Source organism: Paraburkholderia heleia NBRC 101817 (assembly GCF_000739775.1).
Taxonomy (GTDB): domain Bacteria; phylum Pseudomonadota; class Gammaproteobacteria; order Burkholderiales; family Burkholderiaceae; genus Paraburkholderia; species Paraburkholderia heleia.
In genome coordinates this window covers 46,943-70,462 of sequence record NZ_BBJH01000023.1, presented here as the reverse complement: position 1 = coordinate 70,462, position 23,520 = coordinate 46,943, and the positions used below count along the sequence as shown (strand labels likewise).

The 23,520-nt window shown below is 62.8% G+C and carries 23 protein-coding genes and 1 pseudogene; 19 read left to right on the top strand and 5 right to left on the bottom strand.

Translation table 11 applies throughout. The annotated features are described in order from the left end of the window. The first annotated feature begins 7 nt into the window (after positions 1–7). Together BHE01S_RS19620 and BHE01S_RS19615 are read left to right on the top strand one after the other, a co-directional pair. Positions 8–190 (top strand): hypothetical protein, encoded by a 183-nt coding sequence (locus BHE01S_RS19620; protein ID WP_042266863.1) that lies wholly within the window; start codon positions 8–10, stop codon positions 188–190. 76 nt (positions 191–266) lie between these two features. Beyond that, entirely contained in the window at positions 267–1,079 is an 813-nt protein-coding gene (locus BHE01S_RS19615; protein ID WP_042266861.1) for a hypothetical protein, read from the top strand. Positions 1,080–1,110: 31 nt separating this feature from the next. On the opposite strand, the gene BHE01S_RS19610 is transcribed toward BHE01S_RS19615, so the two are convergent. Continuing rightward, positions 1,111–1,299 carry a hypothetical protein gene (locus BHE01S_RS19610; RefSeq protein ID WP_042266858.1) on the bottom strand — a complete coding sequence of 63 codons (189 nt, stop codon included), beginning with the start codon at positions 1,297–1,299 and terminating at the stop codon, positions 1,111–1,113. A 109-nt stretch (positions 1,300–1,408) separates the two neighbouring features. Here BHE01S_RS19610 and cydD point away from each other — a divergent pair, with 109 nt between their 5' ends. Continuing rightward, positions 1,409–3,187: a thiol reductant ABC exporter subunit CydD gene (cydD, locus tag BHE01S_RS19605; RefSeq protein WP_042266857.1), complete on the top strand. Its 1,779-nt coding sequence runs from the start codon at positions 1,409–1,411 to the stop codon at positions 3,185–3,187. Beyond that, complete coding sequence (gene cydC, locus BHE01S_RS19600) at positions 3,184–4,926, top strand: thiol reductant ABC exporter subunit CydC (protein WP_084069015.1); 1,743 nt, start codon at positions 3,184–3,186, stop codon at positions 4,924–4,926. The genes cydD and cydC overlap by 4 nt, the downstream gene beginning before the upstream one ends. A gap of 119 nt (positions 4,927–5,045) precedes the next feature. On the opposite strand, the gene BHE01S_RS19595 is transcribed toward cydC, so the two are convergent. Further along, a complete protein-coding gene (locus BHE01S_RS19595) occupies positions 5,046–5,360 on the bottom strand; it encodes a DUF4148 domain-containing protein (RefSeq protein WP_042267003.1) in 315 nt (104 codons plus the stop codon). 353 nt (positions 5,361–5,713) lie between these two features. On the opposite strand from BHE01S_RS19595, the gene BHE01S_RS19590 reads away from it, so the two are divergent. From BHE01S_RS19590 to BHE01S_RS19570, 5 genes and pseudogenes are all read left to right on the top strand, one after another. Continuing rightward, positions 5,714–6,163: a hypothetical protein gene (locus BHE01S_RS19590; protein WP_042266854.1), complete on the top strand. Its 450-nt coding sequence runs from the start codon at positions 5,714–5,716 to the stop codon at positions 6,161–6,163. A 270-nt stretch (positions 6,164–6,433) separates the two neighbouring features. Further along, positions 6,434–7,804 carry a Na+/H+ antiporter NhaA gene (nhaA, locus tag BHE01S_RS19585; protein WP_042266852.1) on the top strand — a complete coding sequence of 457 codons (1,371 nt, stop codon included), beginning with the start codon at positions 6,434–6,436 and terminating at the stop codon, positions 7,802–7,804. A 59-nt stretch (positions 7,805–7,863) separates the two neighbouring features. Further along, positions 7,864–9,149 (top strand): annotated as a pseudogene (locus BHE01S_RS39880) (NAD(P)/FAD-dependent oxidoreductase). Positions 9,150–9,162: 13 nt separating this feature from the next. Then, positions 9,163–9,720 carry a helix-turn-helix domain-containing protein gene (locus BHE01S_RS19575; protein WP_042266851.1) on the top strand — a complete coding sequence of 186 codons (558 nt, stop codon included), beginning with the start codon at positions 9,163–9,165 and terminating at the stop codon, positions 9,718–9,720. A gap of 631 nt (positions 9,721–10,351) precedes the next feature. Then, positions 10,352–10,630, top strand: a complete 279-nt coding sequence (locus BHE01S_RS19570) for an HU family DNA-binding protein (protein ID WP_028207645.1) — start codon at positions 10,352–10,354, stop codon at positions 10,628–10,630. A gap of 225 nt (positions 10,631–10,855) precedes the next feature. Here BHE01S_RS19570 and BHE01S_RS19565 read toward each other — a convergent pair whose 3' ends face one another. Beyond that, positions 10,856–12,358: a sensor domain-containing diguanylate cyclase gene (locus tag BHE01S_RS19565; RefSeq protein ID WP_042266846.1), complete on the bottom strand. Its 1,503-nt coding sequence runs from the start codon at positions 12,356–12,358 to the stop codon at positions 10,856–10,858. 237 nt (positions 12,359–12,595) lie between these two features. Next, the gene (locus BHE01S_RS19560) at positions 12,596–12,973 is read right to left on the bottom strand and encodes a DUF427 domain-containing protein (RefSeq protein WP_042266845.1); all 378 of its coding nucleotides are present in this window, start codon (positions 12,971–12,973) and stop codon (positions 12,596–12,598) included. 220 nt (positions 12,974–13,193) lie between these two features. Between BHE01S_RS19560 and BHE01S_RS19555 the strand changes: the two genes are divergently transcribed. Further along, positions 13,194–13,439 carry a helix-turn-helix domain-containing protein gene (locus BHE01S_RS19555; RefSeq protein WP_042266844.1) on the top strand — a complete coding sequence of 82 codons (246 nt, stop codon included), beginning with the start codon at positions 13,194–13,196 and terminating at the stop codon, positions 13,437–13,439. A 2-nt stretch (positions 13,440–13,441) separates the two neighbouring features. After that, positions 13,442–14,767 (top strand): type II toxin-antitoxin system HipA family toxin, encoded by a 1,326-nt coding sequence (locus BHE01S_RS19550; protein ID WP_042266842.1) that lies wholly within the window; start codon positions 13,442–13,444, stop codon positions 14,765–14,767. 123 nt (positions 14,768–14,890) lie between these two features. Here BHE01S_RS19550 and BHE01S_RS19545 read toward each other — a convergent pair whose 3' ends face one another. Next, positions 14,891–15,811 (bottom strand): LysR family transcriptional regulator, encoded by a 921-nt coding sequence (locus BHE01S_RS19545; protein ID WP_042267001.1) that lies wholly within the window; start codon positions 15,809–15,811, stop codon positions 14,891–14,893. A gap of 192 nt (positions 15,812–16,003) precedes the next feature. Here BHE01S_RS19545 and BHE01S_RS19540 point away from each other — a divergent pair, with 192 nt between their 5' ends. The 8 genes from BHE01S_RS19540 (at position 16,004) to BHE01S_RS19505 (ending at position 23,097) form a co-directional block, all read left to right on the top strand. Next, positions 16,004–17,152 carry a muconate/chloromuconate family cycloisomerase gene (locus BHE01S_RS19540; RefSeq protein WP_042266841.1) on the top strand — a complete coding sequence of 383 codons (1,149 nt, stop codon included), beginning with the start codon at positions 16,004–16,006 and terminating at the stop codon, positions 17,150–17,152. 29 nt (positions 17,153–17,181) lie between these two features. Continuing rightward, complete coding sequence (gene catC, locus BHE01S_RS19535) at positions 17,182–17,472, top strand: muconolactone Delta-isomerase (RefSeq protein ID WP_042266840.1); 291 nt, start codon at positions 17,182–17,184, stop codon at positions 17,470–17,472. A gap of 41 nt (positions 17,473–17,513) precedes the next feature. Beyond that, positions 17,514–18,449: a catechol 1,2-dioxygenase gene (gene catA, locus BHE01S_RS19530; protein ID WP_042266838.1), complete on the top strand. Its 936-nt coding sequence runs from the start codon at positions 17,514–17,516 to the stop codon at positions 18,447–18,449. Between the two features lie 113 nt (positions 18,450–18,562). Then, positions 18,563–19,933 carry a Rieske 2Fe-2S domain-containing protein gene (locus BHE01S_RS19525; RefSeq protein ID WP_042266836.1) on the top strand — a complete coding sequence of 457 codons (1,371 nt, stop codon included), beginning with the start codon at positions 18,563–18,565 and terminating at the stop codon, positions 19,931–19,933. Then, complete coding sequence (benB, locus tag BHE01S_RS19520) at positions 19,930–20,418, top strand: benzoate 1,2-dioxygenase small subunit (RefSeq protein WP_042266835.1); 489 nt, start codon at positions 19,930–19,932, stop codon at positions 20,416–20,418. The genes BHE01S_RS19525 and benB overlap by 4 nt, the downstream gene beginning before the upstream one ends. Positions 20,419–20,470: 52 nt before the next feature. Next, complete coding sequence (gene benC / locus BHE01S_RS19515) at positions 20,471–21,493, top strand: benzoate 1,2-dioxygenase electron transfer component BenC (protein ID WP_042266833.1); 1,023 nt, start codon at positions 20,471–20,473, stop codon at positions 21,491–21,493. Beyond that, positions 21,490–22,266, top strand: a complete 777-nt coding sequence (benD, locus tag BHE01S_RS19510) for a benzoate diol dehydrogenase BenD (RefSeq protein WP_042266832.1) — start codon at positions 21,490–21,492, stop codon at positions 22,264–22,266. The genes benC and benD overlap by 4 nt, the downstream gene beginning before the upstream one ends. A gap of 96 nt (positions 22,267–22,362) precedes the next feature. After that, positions 22,363–23,097, top strand: a complete 735-nt coding sequence (locus BHE01S_RS19505) for an ABC transporter substrate-binding protein (RefSeq protein WP_042266830.1) — start codon at positions 22,363–22,365, stop codon at positions 23,095–23,097. Positions 23,098–23,520 lie beyond the last annotated feature (423 nt).

Here is a 23,520-nt window from a genome sequence, read left to right as displayed (position 1 = left end):
GTGAGTCATGAAAATCCTGCGACACTTTTTGCTCTTCATGGCCGCTGCGGTGATCGCGATCGTACTCGGCGTAGTGGTCGGCGACTACGGTGCCTGGTACTTTTCCTGGATGATCGGAACGGCAACGATCGTGCTGTTTGCCGTGGCCGGCGGCGTGCTGTTCGACACGCAGGAAAAGGAACGAGCCTGAGCGGCGCAGTGTAGCGGATCAGGCGGGAGTGCGACGGCCGCTCAATGGCTCCCTGCCTTCGCGCGAGGATCCTTCCATGAAGATTTCCCTGGGTGCGCTTGTGGGGCGCTGGAGCCGCTCGGCAACGATGGCGTTCTACGATACCGTCGCGCTTTCGTCGGTCGATGTGGTCTACATCGGCGTCGCGATTCACGGCACGCTCGCCGGCTTGCAGGAGAGAGACTGTCTTGCCCTTGCGCACGAGCTTGCGTTGGGCGGCAAGGAGGTCGTGCTCTCCGTGCACGCCGGTTCGGCCAACCGGGATGCCGACTGCGTTCACACGTGGATCGAGGACACAGACCTGCCGGTCGAAGTTGGCGACGCGTGGACGTTGCGACTGCTTGCCGGAAAGGTGCCGCTGGTGATCGGCGCGGGCGTGCCTTGTACGGGCGGAGCCGACCTGAAACGGCTGCTTGATCTGGGGGCGCGGCGCTGGGTGTTGCCGGCGGTATGCAAGGGCGAGGTCATCCAGAATCTTGCGCATGCAGGCGACGGGAACGCCGACTGCGAAATCGAATTGCCGGTGCTCTCGCCGCGACCGTTTTCGCGCTGGAACTGTCGCGTCGAAAGCTGCAGCTACGAAGGGTGGGCACGGCACGCGATGCCGGGTTGCGATCGCGACGCGTCGTCGGCGCACCTCGTGCCGGACTGGGCGTCAGATCTGGACACGTTACGGGCATTGGGCGTAGCAATTCTGCGTTTGACGCCGAGAGCGGCCGGCACCGTGGGCCTGTCTCAGACACTGGCAGACCTGTTGCGAGGGGAAGTCGACGCGCGGGACGCATTCGCAACGTACGCCGCTTCGCTACGGCGTGGCCGCATGCGTGTGCCCCCCGGTTTAATCGAGTGATCACGCCTCACGCGGCGAGTCCGTGCCGGCATCAGGTTATTTCATGCTGTTCCTGTTGCGTGTCGAAAAGTACCCCTCCGGCTGTCGCAAACAGCACGATCAACGCCGTGCCGATCAGCCACGAAAAATACCAGAGACCGTAGTTGCCGACGATGACACCTACCGCTATGGCGGCAATCGCGATCGCAAGGAACAATATGAACTGTAGAACGGTTTTCATCGTGTCTCCGCGTTGTCGTGTATCGATAAGGGCGATGGTGGCGCGCCGCCGCATTCGCGCTATCTCCGGAAAGATTATAGGCGCCGCTGTATCTACCAGGTAATCATCGATGTCTTACCCAGACGTATCACCAGGAAAAATCGTCGATCGCTGGCTGGCCCGGCGCGCGGGCGCCATTCGCGCGGGCGTGGGCCGAACTGTGGCACTCGGCATGGGATCGGGTCTGCTGGTGATGGTGCAGGCAGCGTTGCTCGCCGCTGTCCTGAGCGCCGTGGTGATGGACCGGGCGGGGCTCGACCGGATATGGCCGGTCCTTGCGCTCATGCTGCCGGTGATGGGCCTGCGCTTCGTCCTGGTCCGGCTGGCAGAGCGCACGGCATTTGCCGGTGCTGCCTGCATGCGGCAGGCGCTGCGCGGCGAGCTGCTGCGCAAGTTGCAGGCACTCGGGCCGACGTGGCTGCGCGGCGAGGCGAGCGGGGCCCTCGCGACCCATCTCGTCCAGGGTGTGGAAGCGCTCGAGGGCTACTATGCGAGATGGTTGCCCGCACGCGCGCTGACGGTCCTGTTACCGTTCGCCATCCTGATGGTCGTGTTTCCGGTGGACTGGACCTCCGGGCTCGTCCTGCTGGTCACGGCGCCGCTGATCCCGCTGTTCATGATCCTGCTCGGCAAGGCCGCCGCCGAAGCGAACCAGCGCCAGTGGAAACTGCTCGCGCGACTGGGAGCACGATTCCTCGATTCGCTTCAAGGCATCACGACGCTGAAGCTGTTCAATGCAGGCCGGCGTGAGGCTGCCGTCATCGCGCGGCTGTCCGAGACTTATCGCGCGAGCACCATGAAGGTGCTCAGGGTCGCCTTTCTTTCTTCGGTCGTGCTGGAGTTCCTCGCGACGCTGGGCATCGCGGTCGTCGCGGTGCTGATCGGCTTTCATCTTCTTTACGGGAAAATTCCGCTTTTGCGCGGTTTATTTGTCTTGCTGCTGGCGCCCGAGTTCTACTTGCCGCTGCGCACGCTGGGCAGCCGGTATCACGAGCGGCTCGACGCGATCGCGGCCGCGGAGCGCATCATGGAAATACTCGAGCTGCCCGAACCGGCAAACGCTGGTGCGCGGCTGCCGCTGCCTGCCGCGAACGGCTACCTGATCCGCTTCGATAATGTTTCCCACTCCTGGTCGCCTGGGCGCGTCGCACTCGATGGCCTGCAGTTCGTCGCCGAAGCGGGGCGCATCACGGCACTGGTCGGCCCCAGCGGCGCGGGCAAGAGCACGGTGCTGAGCCTGCTGCTGGGCTTCGCGACCGCTGCCGCCGGAACCATTTCTGTTAACGGGCAGTTGCTGGACGAGACAGATCTCGACGACTGGCGCGCGCGCGTCGCGTGGGTGCCGCAACGAGCGCATGTGTTTGCGGGCACGGTACGGGACAATCTCCTGATTGCCCGGCCAGACGCGGACTTCGACGCCCTGCGTGCGGCCGCGTTAGACGCGGGCGCCGACGAGTTCATTCAGTCGCTGCCGCACGGTTACGACACGCGCCTCGGTGAGCGCGGGGTGGGGCTGTCAGGCGGACAGATTCAGCGACTCGCCCTGGCCCGCGCATTTCTGAAGGATGCACCCGTGCTCCTGCTCGATGAACCCACAGCAAGCCTGGACGTTCGCACCCAGGCGAGCCTTCACAATGCGCTGCGGCGCCTCGCCCGCGGCCGGACAGTCGTGCTGGTCGCGCACCGGCTTGCAACAGCGGCGCTTGCCGACACGATCGTTGTCATGGATAACGGCAAGGCCGTGCAATCGGGAACGCATGCACAGCTTGCGGTTGAGGACGGTGTCTACCGGCGGCTTATCGAGGCCGAAGCTGCTGGCCAGGAGTCGCGCGCGGAGGTCCATGCATGAAATCGTCTGCCCGTACCGCCGCGCCTGCGCCGCACGATCGCGCTGCCATGCGTGCCGATCTCCTGCGCCTCATCGCACTGCTTCGCCCTTACTGGTGGTGGATGGCAGCCGGCGCCGCGTTGTCGCTCGGGACAGTACTCGCCAACGTCGCACTGATGGCGGTTGCTGGCTGGTTCATTGCATCGATGGCGCTGGCCGGCGTGACCCATCTTGCATTCGATTACTTCACTCCGGCTGCGCTAATCCGCGCCTGCGCGATCATCCGGACAGGGGGGCGTTACCTCGAGCGTGTCGTGACGCACGAAGCCACGCTACGGCTGCTCGCGCGCTTGCGCGTGTGGCTCTACGGCCGCATCGAGCCGCTTGCACCGGCGGGTCTCGAGCGCCTGCGCGGCGCTGACCTGGCGACGCGCATTCAGTCCGATATCGACAGTCTCAGCAACCTCTATCTTCGTGCCATTGTCCCCCTGGTGACGGGGGGCGTCGGGACGCTAGCGATCGTCGCGGTCCTCTCCGCATTCAGTGTGCCGGTTGCGGCAGTCACCTTGCTGTTTTTGCTGCTGGCGGGAATTGCATTGCCGGCCATCGGCTTCGCCACGACACGCGAACCAGCCCGTGCCAGCGTCGTTTTGCGCGCCGAATTGCAGGAGGTTATCGTCGACAGCCTGCAGGGACTCGGCGAGCTACAGGTCTATGGCGCAGCGTCCGCGTACGCCCAAAAGGTTGATCGGCTTTCCGCGCGGTTAGTCGGGCACCAGGCGAAGCTCAGCCGTGCCAAAGGGTTCTCGGAGGGGATGCTCGCCGTCTGCGTTTCGGCAGCGACGTGGTGCGCGCTGCTGCTGGCCATACCGCGGATGCTGTCCTCTTCTCTGGCGCCCGCGGACGTCGCCATGCTCGCGTTTCTCGTGCTCGCCAGTTTCGAAGCGGTCATGCCGATTTCCCCGGCGCTCCAGCTTTTAGGCGAAAGCCTCGCCGCCGCCCGCCGGATCTTCGAACTCGCGGACGCGACGCCGGCGGTGCAGGATCGTGCGGAGCCCGTCGCGCTAGCAACGGGCAACGATTTAGTGGTGCGCGACTTGAGCTTCCGGTACGGCGATGAACTTCCGTGGGTTCTGCGTAATCTCTCATTCGAACTTCCGGCTGGCCACCGTGTTGCAATCGTTGGCGCGAGCGGCGCAGGCAAGAGCACCCTCGTGCAATTGCTGCTTCGTTTCCGGGACTATTCGACCGGATGCATCGAACTGGGCGGGCTTGATTTGCGCGATTGCGCTGCCGAAGCGGTGCGCGACCGTATTGCCGTCGTTTCTCAGGACACGTATCTCTTCAATGACACGATCCGGGCGAATCTGCTGATCGCACGCCCGGATGCCGATCAGGCGAGCCTGGAAGCGGCATGCCGTGACGCGCAACTGCACGAGTTCATCGGCACGCTGCCACAGGGCTATGACACGCAGGTCGGGGAAGCCGGCACGCGGCTGTCGGGTGGCCAGGCACGGCGGCTCGCCATCGCCCGAGCGCTGCTGCGTGACGCCCCGATCCTCGTGCTGGACGAGCCGACAGAGGGGCTGGATACCGTAACCGAGCAGGCCTTGATGAGCGCTGTCGTCAAACTGATGGCGGGGCGCAGCGTCGTTCTCATTACACACAAGCTAGCGGGCCTCACGGGTCAGTTCGACAGGATCCTCGTGCTGGACGAGGGCCTCGAACCCGCTGTGTGCGGGGCGAGGGAAGCCGGCTGACCGTCATGCCAGGTCCGCGCCGAACTCGTTGCCCGGCAACCCTTGCTGCAGGACGTTGCCCATCGGCGCGTCGTTTCTACGAGACCGGTCCACATCCTGCTGCACTGTTCTGGTTGTCCTCAGTGATGGCCGTACTCCGCATTCCACGCGTGATGCGAGACGTGGTCACCGGATTGCGACGTGCTCGTTGCGGTGCCGCCATAACTGCTGTCAGCCTTCGACGCCATCGCGCCCCGCGCAGCCACGCGGGCCTCGGCAGCCTGGATATCCGCAGGATATTTCGTGTTGCTTGGCTTGTAGCCGGCCTGGTCGAGCTGAACCAGTTGTCCCTCAACCTGCGCGCGGGTTACCGGATCACTGGTTGACTCTGCAAACGAAATCGCTGGGGCGGCGATTGCAAGCGACAGGGCAAGCGCCTTGATGATGGTATTCATGAGAAGTCCCTCCGTGGTTGGCCCTTCGGGGTGTGCTGGCATTTCGGTCTTCCAGCAATTGCAGTTTGAAACTGCAGACTTAAGGCACGGTTAACGGCGGGCGAGAACCCGCCGCCGGTACGAGGTGATCGATGCCACAACCATAAGCCAGCCTTAAGCCAGACAGCGGTACATTGACTTTCGAATACCTCGTGGAGCCAGCTGCTCAAACGTCGCACATTGGGTAGGGGGACCTGAGGGTCGATCACGCAGTGTATGGCACAACCGAAAACCGCTGACCGGAATGATCGGCGGCGCTCCAATGCACAGTCACGTGGATCGATGGGAAATCGCTATCGGACAGGAGGCTTTCCATGCTCAAAAGGAACGTGTTTCAGGCATTGGTAACTGCAGGTCTTTTCGCTGTTGCGCCCTCTGCGCTGCCAGTCGAACCGACCGCGGTAACGGTTCACCTTTCAGACGGCGGGAAGGCCGGGGCCGGGATGTCGTTGACCCTCGTGCCGTCGACCGTGCCGGCAGGGCCGGTTGAATTTACGATCACGAATGACTCGCGTACCTTGAAGCACGAATTCCTGATCTTGCCGTGGTCCAAAGACGGCAACGCACTACCGTACGATCAGAAGACACAACAGGTCAACGAGGATCGCCTGAGCAAACTGCAGGGCGTGGAGGACCTCAACCCTCGCGAGACCGTCACGACACGCCTTGTACTCGAGCCTGGCCGATATATCGCATTCTGTAACGAACCGGGACACTTTCGCGATGCAATGCGTGCCACATTAATCGTCAGTTCGACAAAATGATCGCGTTGGGCAACGTGCCTGCGCTCTGTCCCATGTTTCACCGTCGATGCTCCGATCGAGAGCGCGCGCCGACGGAATGAATGGCCCGATCGATCCCGGGAAGTTCTTGCTGCAGTTCTCGCGCTTGCCCTCGCGCCACGCAGCGAGGGCAAGCGCGAGAACAAGCGTACGGGAAGCATTGTGTAAAATATCGCAAGGGTGTTAGCTGCATGACGCAGCGGGACAGGTTTATCGCGCTGGTCGGGCCGCCACGCAGGATCTGACACGCCCATGCGACTCAACGACTTCTCACGCCCGCTCGCCCGGCCACGGCATATCGCAAAGAGAGCCTTTACTGCGCTCGAACACTTTCTTCACGTCGAAGCGGCGAGTGGCATCATCCTGCTCGTCGCTGCGGCAATGGCGCTCATCTGGGCAAATTCGCCGCTGGCGCATAGCTATCGTGAATTCTTCGAGTCGCCGCTAACAATCGGCGCGGCCGGATTCCTTTTCTCTCAACCGGTGCATTTCTGGATCAACGATGCGTTGATGACCATCTTTTTTCTGGTTGTGGGTATGGAAATCCGCAGGGAAATCCACGCCGGTTCGTTGAGCGATTTCAGGCAGGCCGCATTGCCCCTGGCCGCGGCGGTGGGCGGCGTGACAGTGCCTGCATTCGTCTATCTTGCTGTAAACCGCAGTTCGGGTATGGCTCACGGATGGGCTGTGCCGACTGCGACCGACATCGCATTCGCGGTCGGTGTGCTTGCGCTGCTCGGGCGATCGATACCGGGCAACGTTCGCGTTTTCCTGCTGACGCTTGCGATTGTCGACGACATCATTGCGGTATTGATCATCGCTGTGTTCTATTCCGCACAACTCGACTACAGCGGATTCGCGCTTGCAGGAGCGGGCATTGTTGCCGTTGCCGTCATGCGGCGGCTTGATATCGGCAGAGCGACGGCCTATATCCTTCCGGGCGCCGTCATCTGGACAGGGTTGTTCATCAGCGGGGTACACCCGACGCTTGCGGGTGTCGTGCTCGGGCTGATGACACCGGTCGTGGCATCTCGCGGACATGAACGCGTACTGGTCGAGCTTTCAGAGGTGGCATATCACGTAAAAGAAGCGGATGTCACGAATACCCAGGCGTTCGACCGGCTGGAGGGGCCGCTGCAAACCCTGCGTGTTGCACAACGAGATCTTCTCCCGCCAGTCGTGAGAGTGCAGTGGGCGCTTCATCCGTGGGTTGCGTACGGCATCATGCCGCTTTTTGCGCTTGCCAATGCGGGAGTATCGCTCGACGGATCGGATTTTACTGGCCGCGACACGTCTGGCGTCATATTCGGAGTCGCACTGGCACTCGTGATCGGCAAGCCGCTTGGCGTTTTTCTGACCAGCTGGAGTCTGGTCAAGCTGAGGCTTTGCCGTTTGCCTACCGGGATGTCCTGGCGTGGTGTCAGCCTTGTTGCGTTGCTGGCAGGCATCGGCTTCACGATGTCCATCTTCATTGCGTCGCTCGCGTTCCCGGAGCAGCGCACACTGGATGCGGCGAAGCTCGGCGTACTGATGGGCTCACTCGTTGCAGGGTGCGCCGGACTCGGGTGGGGACTGTATTGCGCCTGGCAGAGCCGCCGGGAACATGCCGATTTGCGCACATGAAATTGCCGTGCTAATTTTTCATGAAATTTAACATGAAAAATTTCACGGACGTTTCATTCATGTTCACCGAATCGACTCGTCATATCGAAAGCTATTACGCATGTCGCTATGCCCAGAGCCGGGCGCTGCCCGAGCGTCCGGCGCTGGCGGGCGATTGCGACGCCGACGTGCTGGTCGTGGGCGCGGGCTTCAGCGGCCTGCACACGGCGCTGCGGCTTGCGCTGGCCGGCCGGCGCGTCGCGGTCGTCGAGGCGAGCCGCGTGGCGTGGGCGGCCTCGGGTCGCAATGGCGGTCAGGCGCTGCCCGGCTGGTCGTGCGACATGCTCCCATTCGAACAGGCGCTGGGTCTGGAGGGCGCGAGGGCGCTGTGGGACAGCATGCGCTGGGCCGCCGCCGAAGTGCGCGAGTTGCCCGCGCGGCACGGCTTCGACGTCGACTACCGGCCTGGCAGCCTGTGGGCGGCGGTGCGGCGCTCGCGCGTCGCCATGCTCGAAGCCGCGCGCGACGAGGCCGCGCAGAAGTGGGGCTACGAACGCCTGCGCCTGATTGCCGGGCCTGAGATGGCGGAGTGGATCGGCAGCCACCGCTATCGCGCGGCGCTCTACGATCCCGAGGGGGGCCATCTCGACCCGCTCAAGCTTGCGCTCGGCCTCGCCGACGCCATCGAGCGCGCGGGCGGCGCCATCTTCGAGCAAAGCCGCGTGCTCGCGTATCGCGAAACGCCGGGCGGCTACGTGGCGAGCACGCGGGAAGGCACGGTACGCTGGTACTCGCCTGCAATGCCTACATCGATCGGCTCGACAGCGAACTGGCCAGCCGTGTGCTGCCCGTGGGCACCTGGCAGATCGCCACGCGCCGGCTCGACCCTGCGCTTGCCCGCCTGCTTTTGCCGCATAACAGTTGCGTGATCGACAATCAGTTCGTGCCGGACTACTTTCGCCTGAGCCCGGACAATCGACTGCTTTTTGGCGGCGCGTGCACGTATCTCGGCGGCATCCCAAAGGACATCGGCGCCGCAATCCGCCCGAGTCTCGAGCGTGCGTTTCCGCAGTTGCGCGACATCGAATTCGATTACGCGTGGGGCGGTCATATCGACATCAGCATCCGCCGCACACCCGACGTCGGTCACGAACGCGATCGCTACTGGCTGCAGGGTTTTTCCGGGCACGGCATCCTGCCGACGCTCGCGGCGGCGCGTGCCGTTACCGACGCCATCCTCGGCGAGCCGCACTTGCTCTCGCTCTATGAGCGCATTCATAATCCGCGCTTTCCGGGCGGCGAGCGCTTCGCCGCGCCGCTCGAGGCGCTCGGCAAGCTGTGGTATCGCCTGCGCGACGTCGTGTGACAGAGAGAACCGCATGAACCAGCAGGACGAAATAGAAGGGCTCGCGATCCTCATTCGCGATCTGCGCAAGCACAAGAAGGTGACGCTCGCCGAACTCGCGCAAAGGATCGGCCGTTCGGTGGGCTTTCTTTCGCAGGTCGAGCGCGGGCTTTCGCGGCCCACGGTGGCGGATCTCACGGCCATCGGCGAGGCGCTGCAGACGCCCACCACATACTTCTATAGCGTGAGCATGCCGCGCGAGCTGCCGTGGGTCACGCGGCCAGGCGAGCGGCGCACGCTCTACTATGGCGGCGGCATTACGGACGTGCTCGTTTCGCCCAGCATGTCGTCGGGTTTCTCGATGCTGGATAGCCGGCTCGACCCCGGCGCGACGAGCGGCGAGCGCCCTGTGGACGACAGCGACGAGCAGGGCTGCTTCGTGCTCGAAGGCGAGTTGACGATCTGGGTGGAGGGCAGCGCCGAGCCCGTGACGCTGCGGGCCAACGACAGCTTCCAGTTGCCGGCGCTATGCCGCTTTCGCTACGCCAATCTCACCGATGCGCCCGCGCGCGTGCTATGGGTTTTCACGTGAGCCCGGCCGTCGCGATCGAACGCCGCGGGTCGGAAGGTAATCAGCATCACTGATCAATCTGTTGCCCGGCTATGCGGTTTCCTTTTGCGCAGACGGTACCAAAGGCCAAAGGCGTTGACGCTGCCTTACGTTGCGCAATTGAAAGGCACGCAGGCGATCTGGCCGGCCGCCATCCCTGACTCGGGAAGACGGCCGCGAACCGGCGTCGCGACCCAAACGGCCCGCTCGACCTGCCGGCCGGCTCGCCGGAAGGCATGCGGGCGGCGTCGCCAAGGGCGGCGGCAGGCATGCGGCTGCTCCCGGCGAGGCATTTTTTTCTGACTTGGTCATAACCGGAAATATTGCCGGTTTTCGTTATGCCTCAGGGGGTATCTGCACGAATTGTTCCTGTATAAACTCGATTAAACTCGCCATAATGTCGTTTTTGTGCATTTTTGCCAATTTTTAACGTGTTTTTGTCTACACACTGACTCCGTGTTGTGCTATTGATTCGGCTTTCGCCGTCATGCACGCGCAGCGCAAAACACGTGCCGGGCGGGCGATCCGCGCGTTTCCACATGCAACGCGATTTGCCTGTTTTGCCCGCGTGAGGTAGGGTATGCAGGTTTTCTCAACTCAACACAGGTAGCAGATGAACAAACAGGAACTCATTGACGCAGTCGCCGCCAGCACGGGCGAGACCAAGGCAGCCACGGGCGCAGCCATCGACGCGATCCTCGACGTCGTCACGCGTGCTGTCACCTCGGGTGACTCCGTGCAACTCGTCGGCTTCGGCTCGTTCTCGACTGGCCAGCGTGCCGCCCGTGTGGGCCGCAACCCTGCCACGGGCGCGGAGATCCAGATTGCCGCCGCCAAGACGGTGAAGTTCACCGCTGGCAAGGCATTCAAGGACGCCGTCAACGCGTCGTGATGCCAGGGCCGCCGCCATGGCGGATGCGCGCGGCTGGCTCGCTGGCGCGCGCGCAGCATCACGCCAGTGCGGCGGCCCGCACTCGGGCAGGTGGCGTCGCGCCGCTGGCCTGAGTGTATGAAACGAGGGCGCGAGGCCCTCGGCAAGCCGGCATGATTACATGCCGGCCGCTTTTTCTTCCCTGTTTTTCTTACGGTATCCGAAGCGTTGCTCGCGCATCGCGCTTCAGGCATCGCGCGCGGCGTCGGCTTCCAGCGACGTGCGGCTCGTTTCGTTGCGGCGGCGCTTGACCTCGTACATCGCGGCGTCCGCTTCACGCAGCATCGCTTCCACGCTTTCGCCTTCCTCGCAGCCCGCAAAGCCCATTGAAAAACTCAGCTTCGGTCCGCCGTAGAACTGGTTGTTCAGCTCCACCAGTTTGGTGATGCTGTCCACCATGGTTTGCGCATCGCGCACGTCGGCGCCGGACATCAGCACGGCAAATTCGTCGCCGCCGATGCGCGCGGCCTGCCAGGGCTTCTGGATCGCTTTGGCGAGCACTTCACCGGCGCGGCGCAGCAACGCGTCGCCGGCGGCGTGGCCGAGCTGGTCGTTCACCATCTTCAGGTTGTCCATATCGACGACGATCGCGCTCACCGGGAACGGCCCCTTGCGGTGCAGACGATTGAGTTCGTCCACATAGAACGAGCGGTTCTTGAGCTTCGTGAGCACGTCGTGCTTGCCGAGGAATTCGAGGTAGGCCTCGGCTTTCTTGCGCGCCGTGATGTCGGTGAGCGCGAGCAGCACGAGGTCCCACTGCGCTTCGTGGCCCGGGAACACGGAAAACTGCAGGTGGACGTTGACCTCGCTGCCGTCGAGCGCGTAGTTCACCACCTCGCGCTGCTGAAAGAGGCGGCCTTCCCAGAGATCGAGCAACTGCTCGCGAAAGTGCGGACGCATTTCGTCGCGGAATACCTCCGGCAGGCGCGCGAGCAGCGTAGCCTTGTCCGGTGCGCGAAACATGCCCAGTGTGTAGTGGTTCACGTCGAGCACCTGGATCTCGCTCATGCAGCGCTCGACAAACTCGGGGTGTACGTCGGTGAAAGTGCGAAAGTCGACGATGCCCTGCTCGCGTACCTCGTTGAGCAGCTCGCGAATGGCTGAGAAGTTTTCGACCCACAGCGAAACCGGCGAGTGTTCGAATACGCCGAGCGCGTATTGCTCGCTCACGGCCGCCCGGTGGCGCGCTTCTTCGAGCGCCGAGACGTCTTCGATCGCCACGAGCACGCGGCTCCAGTCGGCTTCGTGGCCCGGCAGGATCACGCCGCGCAACAGGATGTCCATGCGCCGGCCGCGCAGCGTGTAGTTCACGCTCTTGCTCTCGAACGTCGTGTGGCCGGCCCACATCTGTTCGAGCTCGCCCACGTGCGCCTGGAACATGTCGTCGCGCAGCACCTGCGGAAGATGTGCGGCGAGTTCTTCATAGTCGCGCGCACCGTAAAGATCGAGCGTATGGCGGTTAACCTTGAGCACGCGGATGCAGGCCGAGCATTCGGCCACGCGGCGCGGATCGTCTTCGAGGAACTGGCGCAGGCTGGTCACGCCTTGTGCACGCCAGCTGTCGAAGAGCGCGCGCAACTGGCTATAGTCTTCGAGCCACAGCGAAGTGGGCGTCACGTCGAAGAAGTCGAGCAGATCGACGCCCATGTTGGCGAAACTGGCCGCAGTGGCCGGGGTGCCTTGTTGCATGTCGGTTGGATGTAAGGGAACGGGGTGCGGCGGGCCTGGCCGCACGAATAACCGAATCCTGGCACATCTTGGGGCCCGAGTGGGCGTCGACGAAGCCGATGTCGCGTCGCCGCGGCATCGTGGGTGGCCGATCCGTTCTCCCATGAGCCAACGTGCATAACGGCCGGCCCGGCGCAAAACTTGAGCGGTTAACGTCGTGTGGCGTTACGTTGCGCATCGATGGGCGGCGCGACGCGTTTAGTCGGACGTTTCGATCGAATCGACGCGATCCGGGTAGAACGCCAGATGGTTCCTGATTACCGATACCGCTTCATGCGGCGTTTCATAGCTCCATATCGCGTTCACGGCTCGCGCGCCGCCTGGCGTGATCGAGTAGTACGAAGCCTCGCCTTTGTACGGGCACCAGCTTTTGTGTTCCGTGCGGGAGAGCAGCGACATGTCGGCGTCCTCGCGCGGTATGTAGAACACGACCGGATAGCTCGCCTCGCGCAGCGTGAGCGCACGGAGCGTGTCGGCGACCACGCGGCCGCCTGCTTTCACCACCACGCGCGCGTGCGCCGGCTCGACCGTGATCGGGTGATCGGGGCCGGGAATCCTGACGGTCTGTGTGTCCATGGCTGGGGTCCTCGCAAAAAGGGGAATACGGGTGTGTAGCCGAATACATCATAGGCAATTGCAGATTAACCGGCAGGGGTGCGCGGCAGTCGAGCCGGATCCAGGAGGCTCGCCGGACGATTATTCGTGTAAGAGATATTTTCTATTTATTCGCGTGAGTGATATTAGCGAAATATTCCCCACAGGCATATAATCAGTTTATGTCTCAGAGGAATATGCCATGAAGATCATCGTCCAGACGCCAGGCGGGCTTGGCGAGATTCTGCAATCGGCCCGCAAGGCGCGCGGCATGACCCAGGCGCAGGCCGCGGCGCATCTCGGCATCGGCCAGCCGCGCCTTTCCGCGCTCGAAACCACGGGTGCCGCCAGCCTCTCGCTCGAGCAGATGCTCGCGCTTTTCGCGCTCTACGGGCTGGAACTCTGCGTGCAGTCACGCGAGGCGGCCGCCAGCGCGGCGGAGTGGTGAGCATGGGCCGCAAATCGCATTCGCGCGCGCTGTCGATCTGGGCCAACGGCGAGCGCGTGGGCACGTGGGTCATGACGTCCGCCGGCGACGCCGAGTTGCGTTATGACGACGCGTGGAAGCGCTCGGCCGTCGGCCGGCCGCTTTCGCTCTCGCTGCCGTTCGGCATCGGGGACGTGCCGTTGCGCGGCGAGCGCGTCCAGCACTTTTTTGACAATCTCCTGCCTGACAGCGAGCCCATCCGTCGCCGCATCGCCGCGCGGTTTCGCACCGATACGCTCGAGGCCTTCGACCTGCTCAAGGCCATTGGGCGCGACTGCGTGGGCGCGGTGCAACTGCTGGGCGAGGACGAAACGCCGGGACGCGTCGACCGCATCGAAGGCACCGCGTTGAGCGATGCCGTCATCGAGCGCCTGCTGCTCGAAACGGCCGGCGCGCTGCTCGGTGGCGCGCTCGAGACCGACGATCTGCGCATTTCGCTGGCAGGCGCGCAGGAGAAGACCGCGCTCTTGCGTCACCGCGGCAGATGGCTGCTGCCGCGCGGCGCCACGCCCACCACCCATATTCTCAAACTGCCACTGGGGCTGATCGGCCATCGCAAGGTGGACTTCAATACCTCAGTGGAAAACGAATGGCTTTGCCTGGCATTGCTGAGGGCCTACGGTTTGCCCGCTTCGCAGGCGCAGGTCATCCAGTTCGGCGCGCAAAAGGTGCTCAGCGTGGAGCGCTTCGATCGTACGCGCTCGCGCACCGGTGGCTTGCTGCGCCTGCCGCAGGAGGACTTCTGCCAGGCGCTCGGCGTGCCGCCGCATCGCAAGTACGAAGCGCATGGCGGTCCCGGCGTGCGCGAGATTGCGGGTCTCCTGCGCCAGTCGCAGCGGGCGCGCGAGGACCTCGAAACGTTTCTGGTTGCGCAAATCGTTTTCTGGATGCTCGCGGCGCCGGACGGCCACGCGAAGAACTTCAGCATCCGCCTGTTGCCGGCCGGGCGCTTTCAGCTCGCGCCGCTCTACGACGTCATGTCGATCTGGCCCGTGGAGGGCGACGGCGGCAATCAATGGTCGTGGCACAAGGCGTCGCTCGCCATGGCGGTGTGGGGCAAGGCGCGCCACTACCGCATGCGCGACGTGAAGCGCACGCATTTCGACGCCACCGCGCGACTGTGCCATTACGGGCCGGATGCGGGACCGCTGATCGAGCGCGTGCTGGCGCGTACGCCCGGTGCGATAGAGGAGGTCGCGGCCACACTGCCGGCAGGCTTTCCCGGGCGCGTGGCCGAGCGGCTTTTCGACGGCGTGCGGTTCTCAGCGGAGCGGCTCGCGGCGCAGTGATGCTTCGCTTCAGCGCACGCAGGCTGCACGCCGCGCAACCGCCGCGGCGCTGACCAGCGCATCGGAGCGCACGCCCGCATCGATCACGACCGCACCGAAGCGTTGAGCGAGCGGCACATCGCTTCAAGCCTTTTGCTTCTTCGCGGGCAGCCACGTTTGGGGCTCGGCGTACATTTCCTTGACCAGTTGCTTCACGAGATCGACATAGACGGAGTTGTCGTTCACGCGGTGATTCAGGATGATCGGCGAAGTCGCGTGGTCGCTGTCGATCAGCCGGTAGTGCACGTCCTGACGCAACTGCCGCGCCGAAGCGGGGATCACGCATACGCCGAACTCGGCCGCGACGAGACCCAGCGCCGTCTGGATTTCCCGCACTTCCAGCACTTCACCCGGTTGCACGCCGTCGCCGTGCAACACGTTCAATACCTGATCGGCGAAACTGGGGCGCGGCTCCCTGGGATAAACAATCAGTTTCTGCCCGGCCAGTTGCTCGATGGGGATGGGCGTCGATTCCTGCGCCATCTCGCTGCCGATCGGCACCACCACCGCAAGGGGTTCTTCGCGCAGGACGATACCGGCCACGTTGGGGTCGCTGTGACGCACGCGTCCGAAACCGATGTCGATGCGGCCTTCCTTCAACGCCTCGATTTGCTGCACCGACATCAGCTCGACCATCTGGATGTCGAGTTCCGGCGCATTCTGGCGCAGCTTGCGCATCAACGGCGGCAGTCCCGAATACAGAACGGAGGCGACGAAGCCGATCGACAACACGGTGCGGTGATGCAGTCCTACGTGTTTGGCGCTCGCCTGCAGTTGTTCGACGCGCCCAAGGATCTGCATGGCCTGCTCGTAGACAAGGCGCCCCGCATCGGTCGTGCGCACCGGTCGCGTATTGCGAATCAGAAGGGGCACGCCGATCTCCTGTTCGAGCAATTGAATCTGCCGGCTCAGCGGCGGTTGAGCGATGCAAAGCTGTTCAGCGGCGCGCGTGAAATTGCGCTCGCGGACAACGGCAACGAAGTAACGAAGCTGGCGGAGATCCATGTTTTCTTCCCACATGAGGCATCAAATTATCAATACTCTGAGCATATGATGCGCCGCAATATTCCCCTGTTTATGGGCGATTTAGAGGTTTCCATATTATAAAGGTATGGAATTGGACGCAAATAGTATTGGATCTCGCGGATGCGCGGCGGGTATAAATCCACCATACCTTCTTCATTTCACGCATTCGACATGACTTCCGCCACGATCGAACGTATCGAAACCCGCCTCGTCGATCTGCCGACGATTCGCCCTCACAAGCTGTCCGTCGCGACGATGTACGGGCAAACCCTGATGCTGGTGAAGGTGTATTGCAGCGACGGCGTGACCGGCATCGGTGAAGGTACGACGATTGCCGGCATGGCCTACGGTCCCGAAAGCCCGGAAGCGATGAAGCTGGCGATCGACGCCTACTTCGCGCCGGCGATGATCGGCCAGGACGCCACGCGAATCCAGGCGCTCATGGCGCATCTGGGCAAGCTCGTGAAGGTCAATCACTTCGCCAAGTGCGCGCTGGAAACCGCGCTGCTCGACGCGCAGGGCAAGCGTCTTGGCGTGCCGGTGAGCGAACTGCTGGGCGGCCGCCGCCGCGAGCGCCTGCCGGTAGCATGGACGCTCGCTTCGGGCGATACCTCCAAAGACATCGCCGAAGCCGAAACCATGCTCGAAGTGCGCCGCCACAAGATCTTCAAGCTGAAGATCGGCGCAAAGGACCTCAAGACCGACATCAAGCACGTGGCCGACATCAAGAAGGCCGTGGGCGATCGTGCCGCCGTGCGCGTGGACGTCAACATGGCCTGGAGCGAGACGCAGGCGGCATGGGCGATTCCCGCGCTGGCGGAAACCGGCTGCGAACTGATTGAGCAGCCGGTCGCTTCGCCGGCGGCGCTAGCACGCCTCATGCGCCGTTTCCCGGTGGCGTTGATGGCCGACGAAATCCTGCAGGGACCAGAAAGCGCGTTCGAGATCGCGAAAAACGAGGGCGCCGACGTGTTCGCCATCAAGATCGAACAGAGCGGCGGACTGTTCGCGGCGCAGCGTGTGGCCACGATTGCCGACGCCGCGGGTATCGAACTGTACGGCGGCACGATGCTCGAAGGCGCGTTCAGCACGGTGGCGTCGGCGCACCTGTTTGCGAGCTTCGCCAACCTGCAGTGGGGCACGGAACTGTTCGGCCCCTTGCTGATCACCGAAGAAATTCTGACGACGCCGCTGGACTACAGCAACTTCGAGTTGACGGTGCCGGGCGGCCCGGGTCTGGGCATCGAACTGGACGAAGCGAAGATCAAACGCTTCACCCGCGATGGCCTCATGAAAGTCACGAAGTCATCTGCGCAGTAATCTGGATAACCGACAAACGGAATTTGACGATGCTTTTCCATGTACGCATGGATGTGAACATCCCGGCCGACATGCCGACCAATATCGCCAACGAGATCAAGGCGCGCGAAAAGGCCTATTCGCAGGAGCTGCAGCGCAGCGGCAAGTGGCGCCATATCTGGCGACTGGTGGGCGAGTACGCGAACTACAGCATCTTCGATGTAGAGAGCCATGCGGAGCTGCACGACATTCTCACCGCGTTGCCGCTTTTCCCGTACATGAAGATTTCGGTGACGCCATTGTGTCGCCACCCGTCCTCCGTCAGGGACAACGACGCTTGAGCTGATTCCCCCTCAATACCAGCAAGCACCAGGAGACAAAGATGAGCGCAAAAGTATTCGACACGAAGGAAGTGCAGGACCTGCTGAAGGCCGCTGCGAATCTCGATGGCGGCAACGGCAACGCACGTTTCCAGCAGATCGTCCATCGACTGCTGGGCGACCTGTTCAAGGCCATCGACGATCTCGGCATCACGCCCGATGAAGTATGGGCCGGCGTGAACTATCTGAACAAGCTCGGCCAGGACGGCGAAGCGGCGCTGCTCGCCGCCGGTCTCGGCCTCGAGAAGTACCTCGACATCCGCATGGACGCCGCCGACAAGGCAGTGGGCCTCGAAGGCGGCACGCCGCGCACCATCGAAGGGCCGCTGTATGTTGCAGGCGCGCCGGTGCGCGAAAGCGTGTCGAGAATCGACATCAACGCCGACGCCGATGCGGGGCCGCTCGTCATTCACGGCACGGTCACCGACCTGGACGGCAAACCGCTCGCGGGCGCCGTGGTCGAATGCTGGCACGCCAATTCGAAGGGCTTCTATTCGCACTTCGACCCGACCGGCGCGCAGGACGACTTCAACCTGCGCGGCGCGATCAAGACCGGCGCGGACGGCAAGTACGAATTCCGCACGCTCATGCCGGTGGGCTACGGCTGCCCGCCGCAAGGCTCGACCCAGCGGCTGCTGGACGGCCTTGGCCGCCACGGCAACCGTCCTGCGCACGTGCACTTCTTCGTTACGGCGGACAATCGCCGCAAGCTCACCACGCAGTTCAACATCGAAGGCGATCCGCTGATCTGGGATGACTTCGCCTACGCGACGCGTGAAGAACTGATTCCGCCGGTGGTGGAGAAGACCGGCGGCACGGCGCTCGGCCTGAAAGCCGACGCGTACAAGGACATCGAGTTCAATTTCACGCTCACGCCGCTGGTTCAGGGCAAGGACAACCAGCTCGTCCACCGTCTGCGCGCCGCAGCCACGGCGTAACCGTCCCGGATGGCGGCGGCGCAACGCCGCCGCCCCTCGTTTCACCGCGATTATCATTCGACACCGATGCAGGAACTCCGTACCGCGTGTGGAGTATGCATAGGAGAGCTAATATGTCAGCCATCATCGACAAGGCCAGTGACCTGGATCACCTGCTGTCCACCGCCGTGCAGGACGACAAGCAAACCGGTGTGTTCCGTTGCCGCCGCGACATCTTCACCAATGCCGACCTGTTCGAACTGGAGATGAAATACATCTTCGAGAAGAACTGGGTGTACCTCGCGCACGAAAGCCAGATTCCTGAAAACAACGACTACTACACCACGTGGCTCGGACGTCAGCCGGTAGTCATCACGCGCGACAAGACCGGCACGCTGAACGCCGTGATCAACGCCTGCGCGCACAAAGGCGCCATGCTGTGCCGGCGCAAGCATGGCAACAAGGGCAGCTTCACCTGCCCGTTCCACGGCTGGACGTTCTCCAACACCGGCAAGCTGCTCAAGGTGAAAGATGAAAAGACCACCGAATATCCCGTGCAATTCAACCAGCAGGGCTCGCATGACCTGAAGAAAGTCGCGCGCTTCGAGAACTACCGGGGCTTTCTGTTCGGCAGCCTCAATGCCGACGTGCAGCCACTGGAAGACTACCTCGGCGAAGCGAAGATCATCATCGACCAGATTGTCGACCAGTCGCCAAACGGCCTCGAAGTGCTGCGCGGCAATTCCTCGTATGTCTACGACGGCAACTGGAAGATGCAAATGGAGAACGGCTGCGACGGTTACCACGTCAGCACGGTGCACTGGAATTACGCCGCAACCATGGGACGGCGCAAGGAAGACGGCACCCAGGCGGTGGACGCCAATAGCTGGAGCAAGTCCGTGGCGGGTGTCTACGGCTTCGACCATGGCCACATTCTATTGTGGACCAACACGATGAACCCCGAAGTGCGGCCGGTCTACAAGCATCGCGGCGAAATCAAGGCGCGCGTGGGGGACGTGCAGGCCGATTTCATCGTCAATCAGACGAGAAACCTGTGCCTCTACCCGAACGTGTTTCTGATGGACCAGTTCAGCACGCAGATTCGCGTTGTGCGCCCGATCAGCGTGGACAAGACCGAAGTGAACATCTTCTGCTTCGGGCCGAAGGGCGAGAGCGCTGAAGATCGTGCGACACGTATTCGCCAGTACGAAGACTTCTTCAACGTCACGGGCATGGGCACCGCCGATGATCTGGAAGAGTTCCGTGCCTGCCAGGCGGGTTACGCCGGCACCACGGCAATGTGGAACGATCTCTCCCGCGGCGCGCCGCTGTGGGTCGAAGGTGCGGACGACAACGCGAAGAAAATGGGCCTCAAACCGGTCATTTCCGGCGAACGCAGTGAAGACGAAGGGTTGTTCGTGGTCCAGCACGAGTACTGGGCGCACACCATGCGCGACGCCCTCGAGCAAGAACTGAATCACGAACAGGCGGGAGCGCAGGCATGAGCCACGATTACCAGAAAATCTGCGCCGCGCTGTACCGCGAAGCGCGCCTGCTCGACGAGCGCCAGTGGGATGCATGGCTCGCCTGCTACGCAGAAGACGTCACGTACTGGATGCCAGCGTGGGACGACGATGACCAGCTCACCGACGACCACGAATCCCAGATCTCGCTGATGTACTACCCGGATCGCGGCGGCCTGGAAGACCGCGTGTTTCGCATCAAGACCGAACGCAGCGGCGCTTCGATGCCGGAGCCGCGCACGAGCCATAGCGTCACGAACGTGGAAGTGCTCGCGGACCGCGGCGACGAAGTGGAGGTGCGCTACAACTTCCACACGCTCAGCCATCGCTACAAGACCACGGATAGCTTCTTCGGCACGATGTTCGTTACCTTGCGCAGGGCCGGCGACGACTTCCTGATTGCCTGCAAAAAGATCGTGCTGAAGAACGACTATATCCGGCAGGTGCTCGACGTTTATCACGTGTGAAATCACGTTTGACATCGAACTCAAGTTTCAACATGGGATAGAAGGAGACACCATGTCCAGCTACAAGATTGCACTGAATTTCGAAGACGGTGTCACGCGCTTCATCGAATGCAAGGCGGGCGAGAAGGTTCTCGATGCAGCCTTTCGCGCGCGCATCAACCTGCCGATGGATTGCTCGGACGGCGTGTGCGGCACCTGCAAGTGCCGCGCGGAAAGCGGCAGCTACGACCTGGGCGAGGACTATATCGAAGACGCGCTGAGCGAAGACGAAAAGGAAAGCGGTCTCGTGCTCACCTGCCAGATGGTGCCGGAAAGCGATTGCGTGATCGCGATTCCCGCGTCTTCCACGGTGTGCAAAACCGGGCAGAGCAGGTTTGCGGCCACGGTGGCGAAGGTCGAGCAGCACAACGACGCGGCGGTCGTGCTCGAACTGGACGTCGATACGACGGGCCCCGTGTTCCTGCCGGGCCAGTACGTCAACATCGACGTGCCGGGAAGCGGCCAGCATCGTTCGTATTCCTTCTCTTCCGCACCGGGCGAATCGAAAATCAGCTTCCTGATCAAGAAAATTCCGGGCGGCGTGATGAGCACCTGGCTCGAAGCGGCACAACCGGGCACGAAGCTCGATTTGACAGGGCCGCTCGGCAGCTTCTATCTGCGTGACGTACGGCGGCCTCTGCTGTTCCTCGCAGGAGGAACGGGGCTCGCGCCGTTCCTCTCGATGCTGGAGGTGCTCGCGCGCACCAATGCTCAGCAGAAGGTGCACCTCATTTACGGCGTGACGCGCGACCTCGACCTTGTGCTCGTCGAAGCCATCGAAGCATACGCGGCGAAGCTGCCGAACTTCAGTTTCGCTACCGTTATCGCCGATGCGGATTCGAAGCACCCGCGAAAAGGCTGGGTCACGCAGCATATTCCCGCCGACGCCTTGAACGATGGCGACGTCGACGTATATCTGTGCGGTCCGCCGCCGATGGTGGACGCCGTGCGCAAGTATTTCGACGACGAAGGCGTAAAGCCCTACAGCTTCCACTACGAGAAATTCACCCCCAACGCAGTCCCGAAGGCGGCATGATCATGCAACGATTCGCAGGCAAAGTCGTCGTCGTCACCGGTGCGGCGCAGGGAATCGGCCGCGGCGTGGCGCTGCGCGCGGCGGCCGAAGGCGGCAAGGTGGTGTTCGTCGATCGCGCGGATTTCGTCGCCGAAGTCGCGGCCGAGGCGCAGGGCGCGCAGACGGCGGGATTCGTCGCCGACCTCGAAACGTATGAAGGCGCGAAGGCGGCAATGGATTTCGCCGCGCAGAAGTTCGGTGGCATCGACATTCTCGTCAACGGGGTGGGCGGGGCCATCCGCATGCGTCCGTTCGCGCAATTCGAGCCGGCGCAGATCGATGCCGAAATTCGCCGCTCGCTCATGCCCACGCTATATACGTGCCATGCCGTGCTGCCGCATTTGCTCGAGCGCGGGCGCGGAACCATCGTGAACGTGTCGTCGAACGCCACGCGCGGTATTCGCCGCGTGCCGTATTCGGCGGCGAAGGGCGGCGTGAATGCGCTGACGCAATCGCTGGCCATGGAATACGCGGAGCACAATATCCGCGTGGTCGCCACGGCGCCGGGCGGCACCGAAGCGCCGCCGCGCCGCGTTCCGCGCAATGCCGCCGGCGACAGCGAGCAGGAAAAGGCCTGGATGGGCGAAGCGGTGCGGCAGGTCACCGAATCGACCTTCTTCAAGCGCTACGGCAGTCTCGAAGAGCAGGTCGCACCGATCCTGTTTCTTGCTTCGGACGAGGCGAGCTATATCACCGGCTCGATCTTGCCCGTCGCCGGCGGCGATACGGGCTGAGCGCCATCGACGCATGAACGCATGGTGACAGTGGGCGCGCGCAGGCGGGCGAGGTGATATGCTCGAAAGCGCCCGATTCCCGCCCCCGCGCTCCCCATGAACATCGAACCCGCTATCGTCAAAGCCTTCGCGCCCACGGGCACGTTGCGCGCCTCCATCAATCTCGGCAATCCGATACTCGCGAATCGCGATGTAGCGTCGGGCGAACCGTTTGGCGTTTCCGTCGATCTCGCGCGCGCTTTCGCGCAGCATTTGAGTGTGCCGCTCGAACTTGTCGTATTCGACACAGCGGGCAAGTCGGTCGAAGCCGTGAGCGATGAACGTGCGGACTTCGGCTTCTTTGCCATCGATCCAAAGCGCGGCGAGACGATCGCGTTCACCGCGCCTTATGTGTTGATCGAAGGCTTCTATCTGGTTCGCAACGATTCGCCGGTGCGCACCCATGCCGACGTCGATCAACCGCATAACCGCGTGGCCGTTGGCAAGGGCAGTGCTTACGACCTCTTTCTCACGCGGGAATTGAAGCATGCGGAAATCGTGCGCGCACCGACTTCGCCTGCCGTCGTGCGGACCTTCCTCGAACAACAGCTCGAAGTGGCCGCGGGCGTGAAACAGCAACTCGAGGCCGACGCCGCGAAGGCCGGCGGCTTGCGTCTGCTCGACGAACGCTTCATGGTGATTCGCCAGGCCATGGGCGTCGCGAAGCGCCGCGGTCCGCAGGCCGCCGAAGCGCTTGGCGCGTTTATCGAAACGATGAAGGCATCGGGATTCGTCGCAGAGGCATTGGAGCGCCACGCAATAGCGGGCGCATCGGTTGCGCCGGCCGCCTGAACGAATCACGTCAAGCCAAAAGAGAGAGCGCATTAGAAGAACAATCAACACGCTCCGACGGCCGATTACTCCCGGGATTCTCGATGCGGATAATCGGCCATTCTCGCCGGATTTAATACGTTACATCGAAAGCATTATGTAATTTATCCGGAGACATTCACGCCCCGCACATTCCTCGGCGCACGTCGAGCCTTGCCGGGCGCGGTTGTGCCATCGACGCCACGTCGTTCGAATTTCGACACCATTTTTATTTTCGACACCCTATGATGCGGGTGTTCGATTCGCACCGCGCTCGCCACACGATTTCCATTTTGTCGTTGCATTTTCAACACCGATGAATTGCATGATTCGCAATAATCATCGGCGAATAGTTTTTTGCTTCTGAATCTGCACCGAAGTGGAATGGACGCATACGTGACTGCA

Bases quoted from the DNA above. Each gene is read 5' to 3' on its own strand.
- BHE01S_RS19620 (WP_042266863.1), top strand. From the start codon at position 8: ATGAAAATCCTGCGACACTTTTTGCTCTTCATGGCCGCTGCGGTGATC.
- BHE01S_RS19615 (WP_042266861.1), top strand. From the start codon at position 267: ATGAAGATTTCCCTGGGTGCGCTTGTGGGGCGCTGGAGCCGCTCGGCA.
- BHE01S_RS19610 (WP_042266858.1), bottom strand. From the start codon at position 1,299: ATGAAAACCGTTCTACAGTTCATATTGTTCCTTGCGATCGCGATTGCC.
- cydD (WP_042266857.1), top strand. From the start codon at position 1,409: ATGTCTTACCCAGACGTATCACCAGGAAAAATCGTCGATCGCTGGCTG.
- cydC (WP_084069015.1), top strand. From the start codon at position 3,184: ATGAAATCGTCTGCCCGTACCGCCGCGCCTGCGCCGCACGATCGCGCT.
- BHE01S_RS19595 (WP_042267003.1), bottom strand. From the start codon at position 5,360: ATGAATACCATCATCAAGGCGCTTGCCCTGTCGCTTGCAATCGCCGCC.
- BHE01S_RS19590 (WP_042266854.1), top strand. From the start codon at position 5,714: ATGCTCAAAAGGAACGTGTTTCAGGCATTGGTAACTGCAGGTCTTTTC.
- nhaA (WP_042266852.1), top strand. From the start codon at position 6,434: ATGCGACTCAACGACTTCTCACGCCCGCTCGCCCGGCCACGGCATATC.
- BHE01S_RS19575 (WP_042266851.1), top strand. From the start codon at position 9,163: ATGAACCAGCAGGACGAAATAGAAGGGCTCGCGATCCTCATTCGCGAT.
- BHE01S_RS19570 (WP_028207645.1), top strand. From the start codon at position 10,352: ATGAACAAACAGGAACTCATTGACGCAGTCGCCGCCAGCACGGGCGAG.
- BHE01S_RS19565 (WP_042266846.1), bottom strand. From the start codon at position 12,358: ATGCAACAAGGCACCCCGGCCACTGCGGCCAGTTTCGCCAACATGGGC.
- BHE01S_RS19560 (WP_042266845.1), bottom strand. From the start codon at position 12,973: ATGGACACACAGACCGTCAGGATTCCCGGCCCCGATCACCCGATCACG.
- BHE01S_RS19555 (WP_042266844.1), top strand. From the start codon at position 13,194: ATGAAGATCATCGTCCAGACGCCAGGCGGGCTTGGCGAGATTCTGCAA.
- BHE01S_RS19550 (WP_042266842.1), top strand. From the start codon at position 13,442: ATGGGCCGCAAATCGCATTCGCGCGCGCTGTCGATCTGGGCCAACGGC.
- BHE01S_RS19545 (WP_042267001.1), bottom strand. From the start codon at position 15,811: ATGGATCTCCGCCAGCTTCGTTACTTCGTTGCCGTTGTCCGCGAGCGC.
- BHE01S_RS19540 (WP_042266841.1), top strand. From the start codon at position 16,004: ATGACTTCCGCCACGATCGAACGTATCGAAACCCGCCTCGTCGATCTG.
- catC (WP_042266840.1), top strand. From the start codon at position 17,182: ATGCTTTTCCATGTACGCATGGATGTGAACATCCCGGCCGACATGCCG.
- catA (WP_042266838.1), top strand. From the start codon at position 17,514: ATGAGCGCAAAAGTATTCGACACGAAGGAAGTGCAGGACCTGCTGAAG.
- BHE01S_RS19525 (WP_042266836.1), top strand. From the start codon at position 18,563: ATGTCAGCCATCATCGACAAGGCCAGTGACCTGGATCACCTGCTGTCC.
- benB (WP_042266835.1), top strand. From the start codon at position 19,930: ATGAGCCACGATTACCAGAAAATCTGCGCCGCGCTGTACCGCGAAGCG.
- benC (WP_042266833.1), top strand. From the start codon at position 20,471: ATGTCCAGCTACAAGATTGCACTGAATTTCGAAGACGGTGTCACGCGC.
- benD (WP_042266832.1), top strand. From the start codon at position 21,490: ATGATCATGCAACGATTCGCAGGCAAAGTCGTCGTCGTCACCGGTGCG.
- BHE01S_RS19505 (WP_042266830.1), top strand. From the start codon at position 22,363: ATGAACATCGAACCCGCTATCGTCAAAGCCTTCGCGCCCACGGGCACG.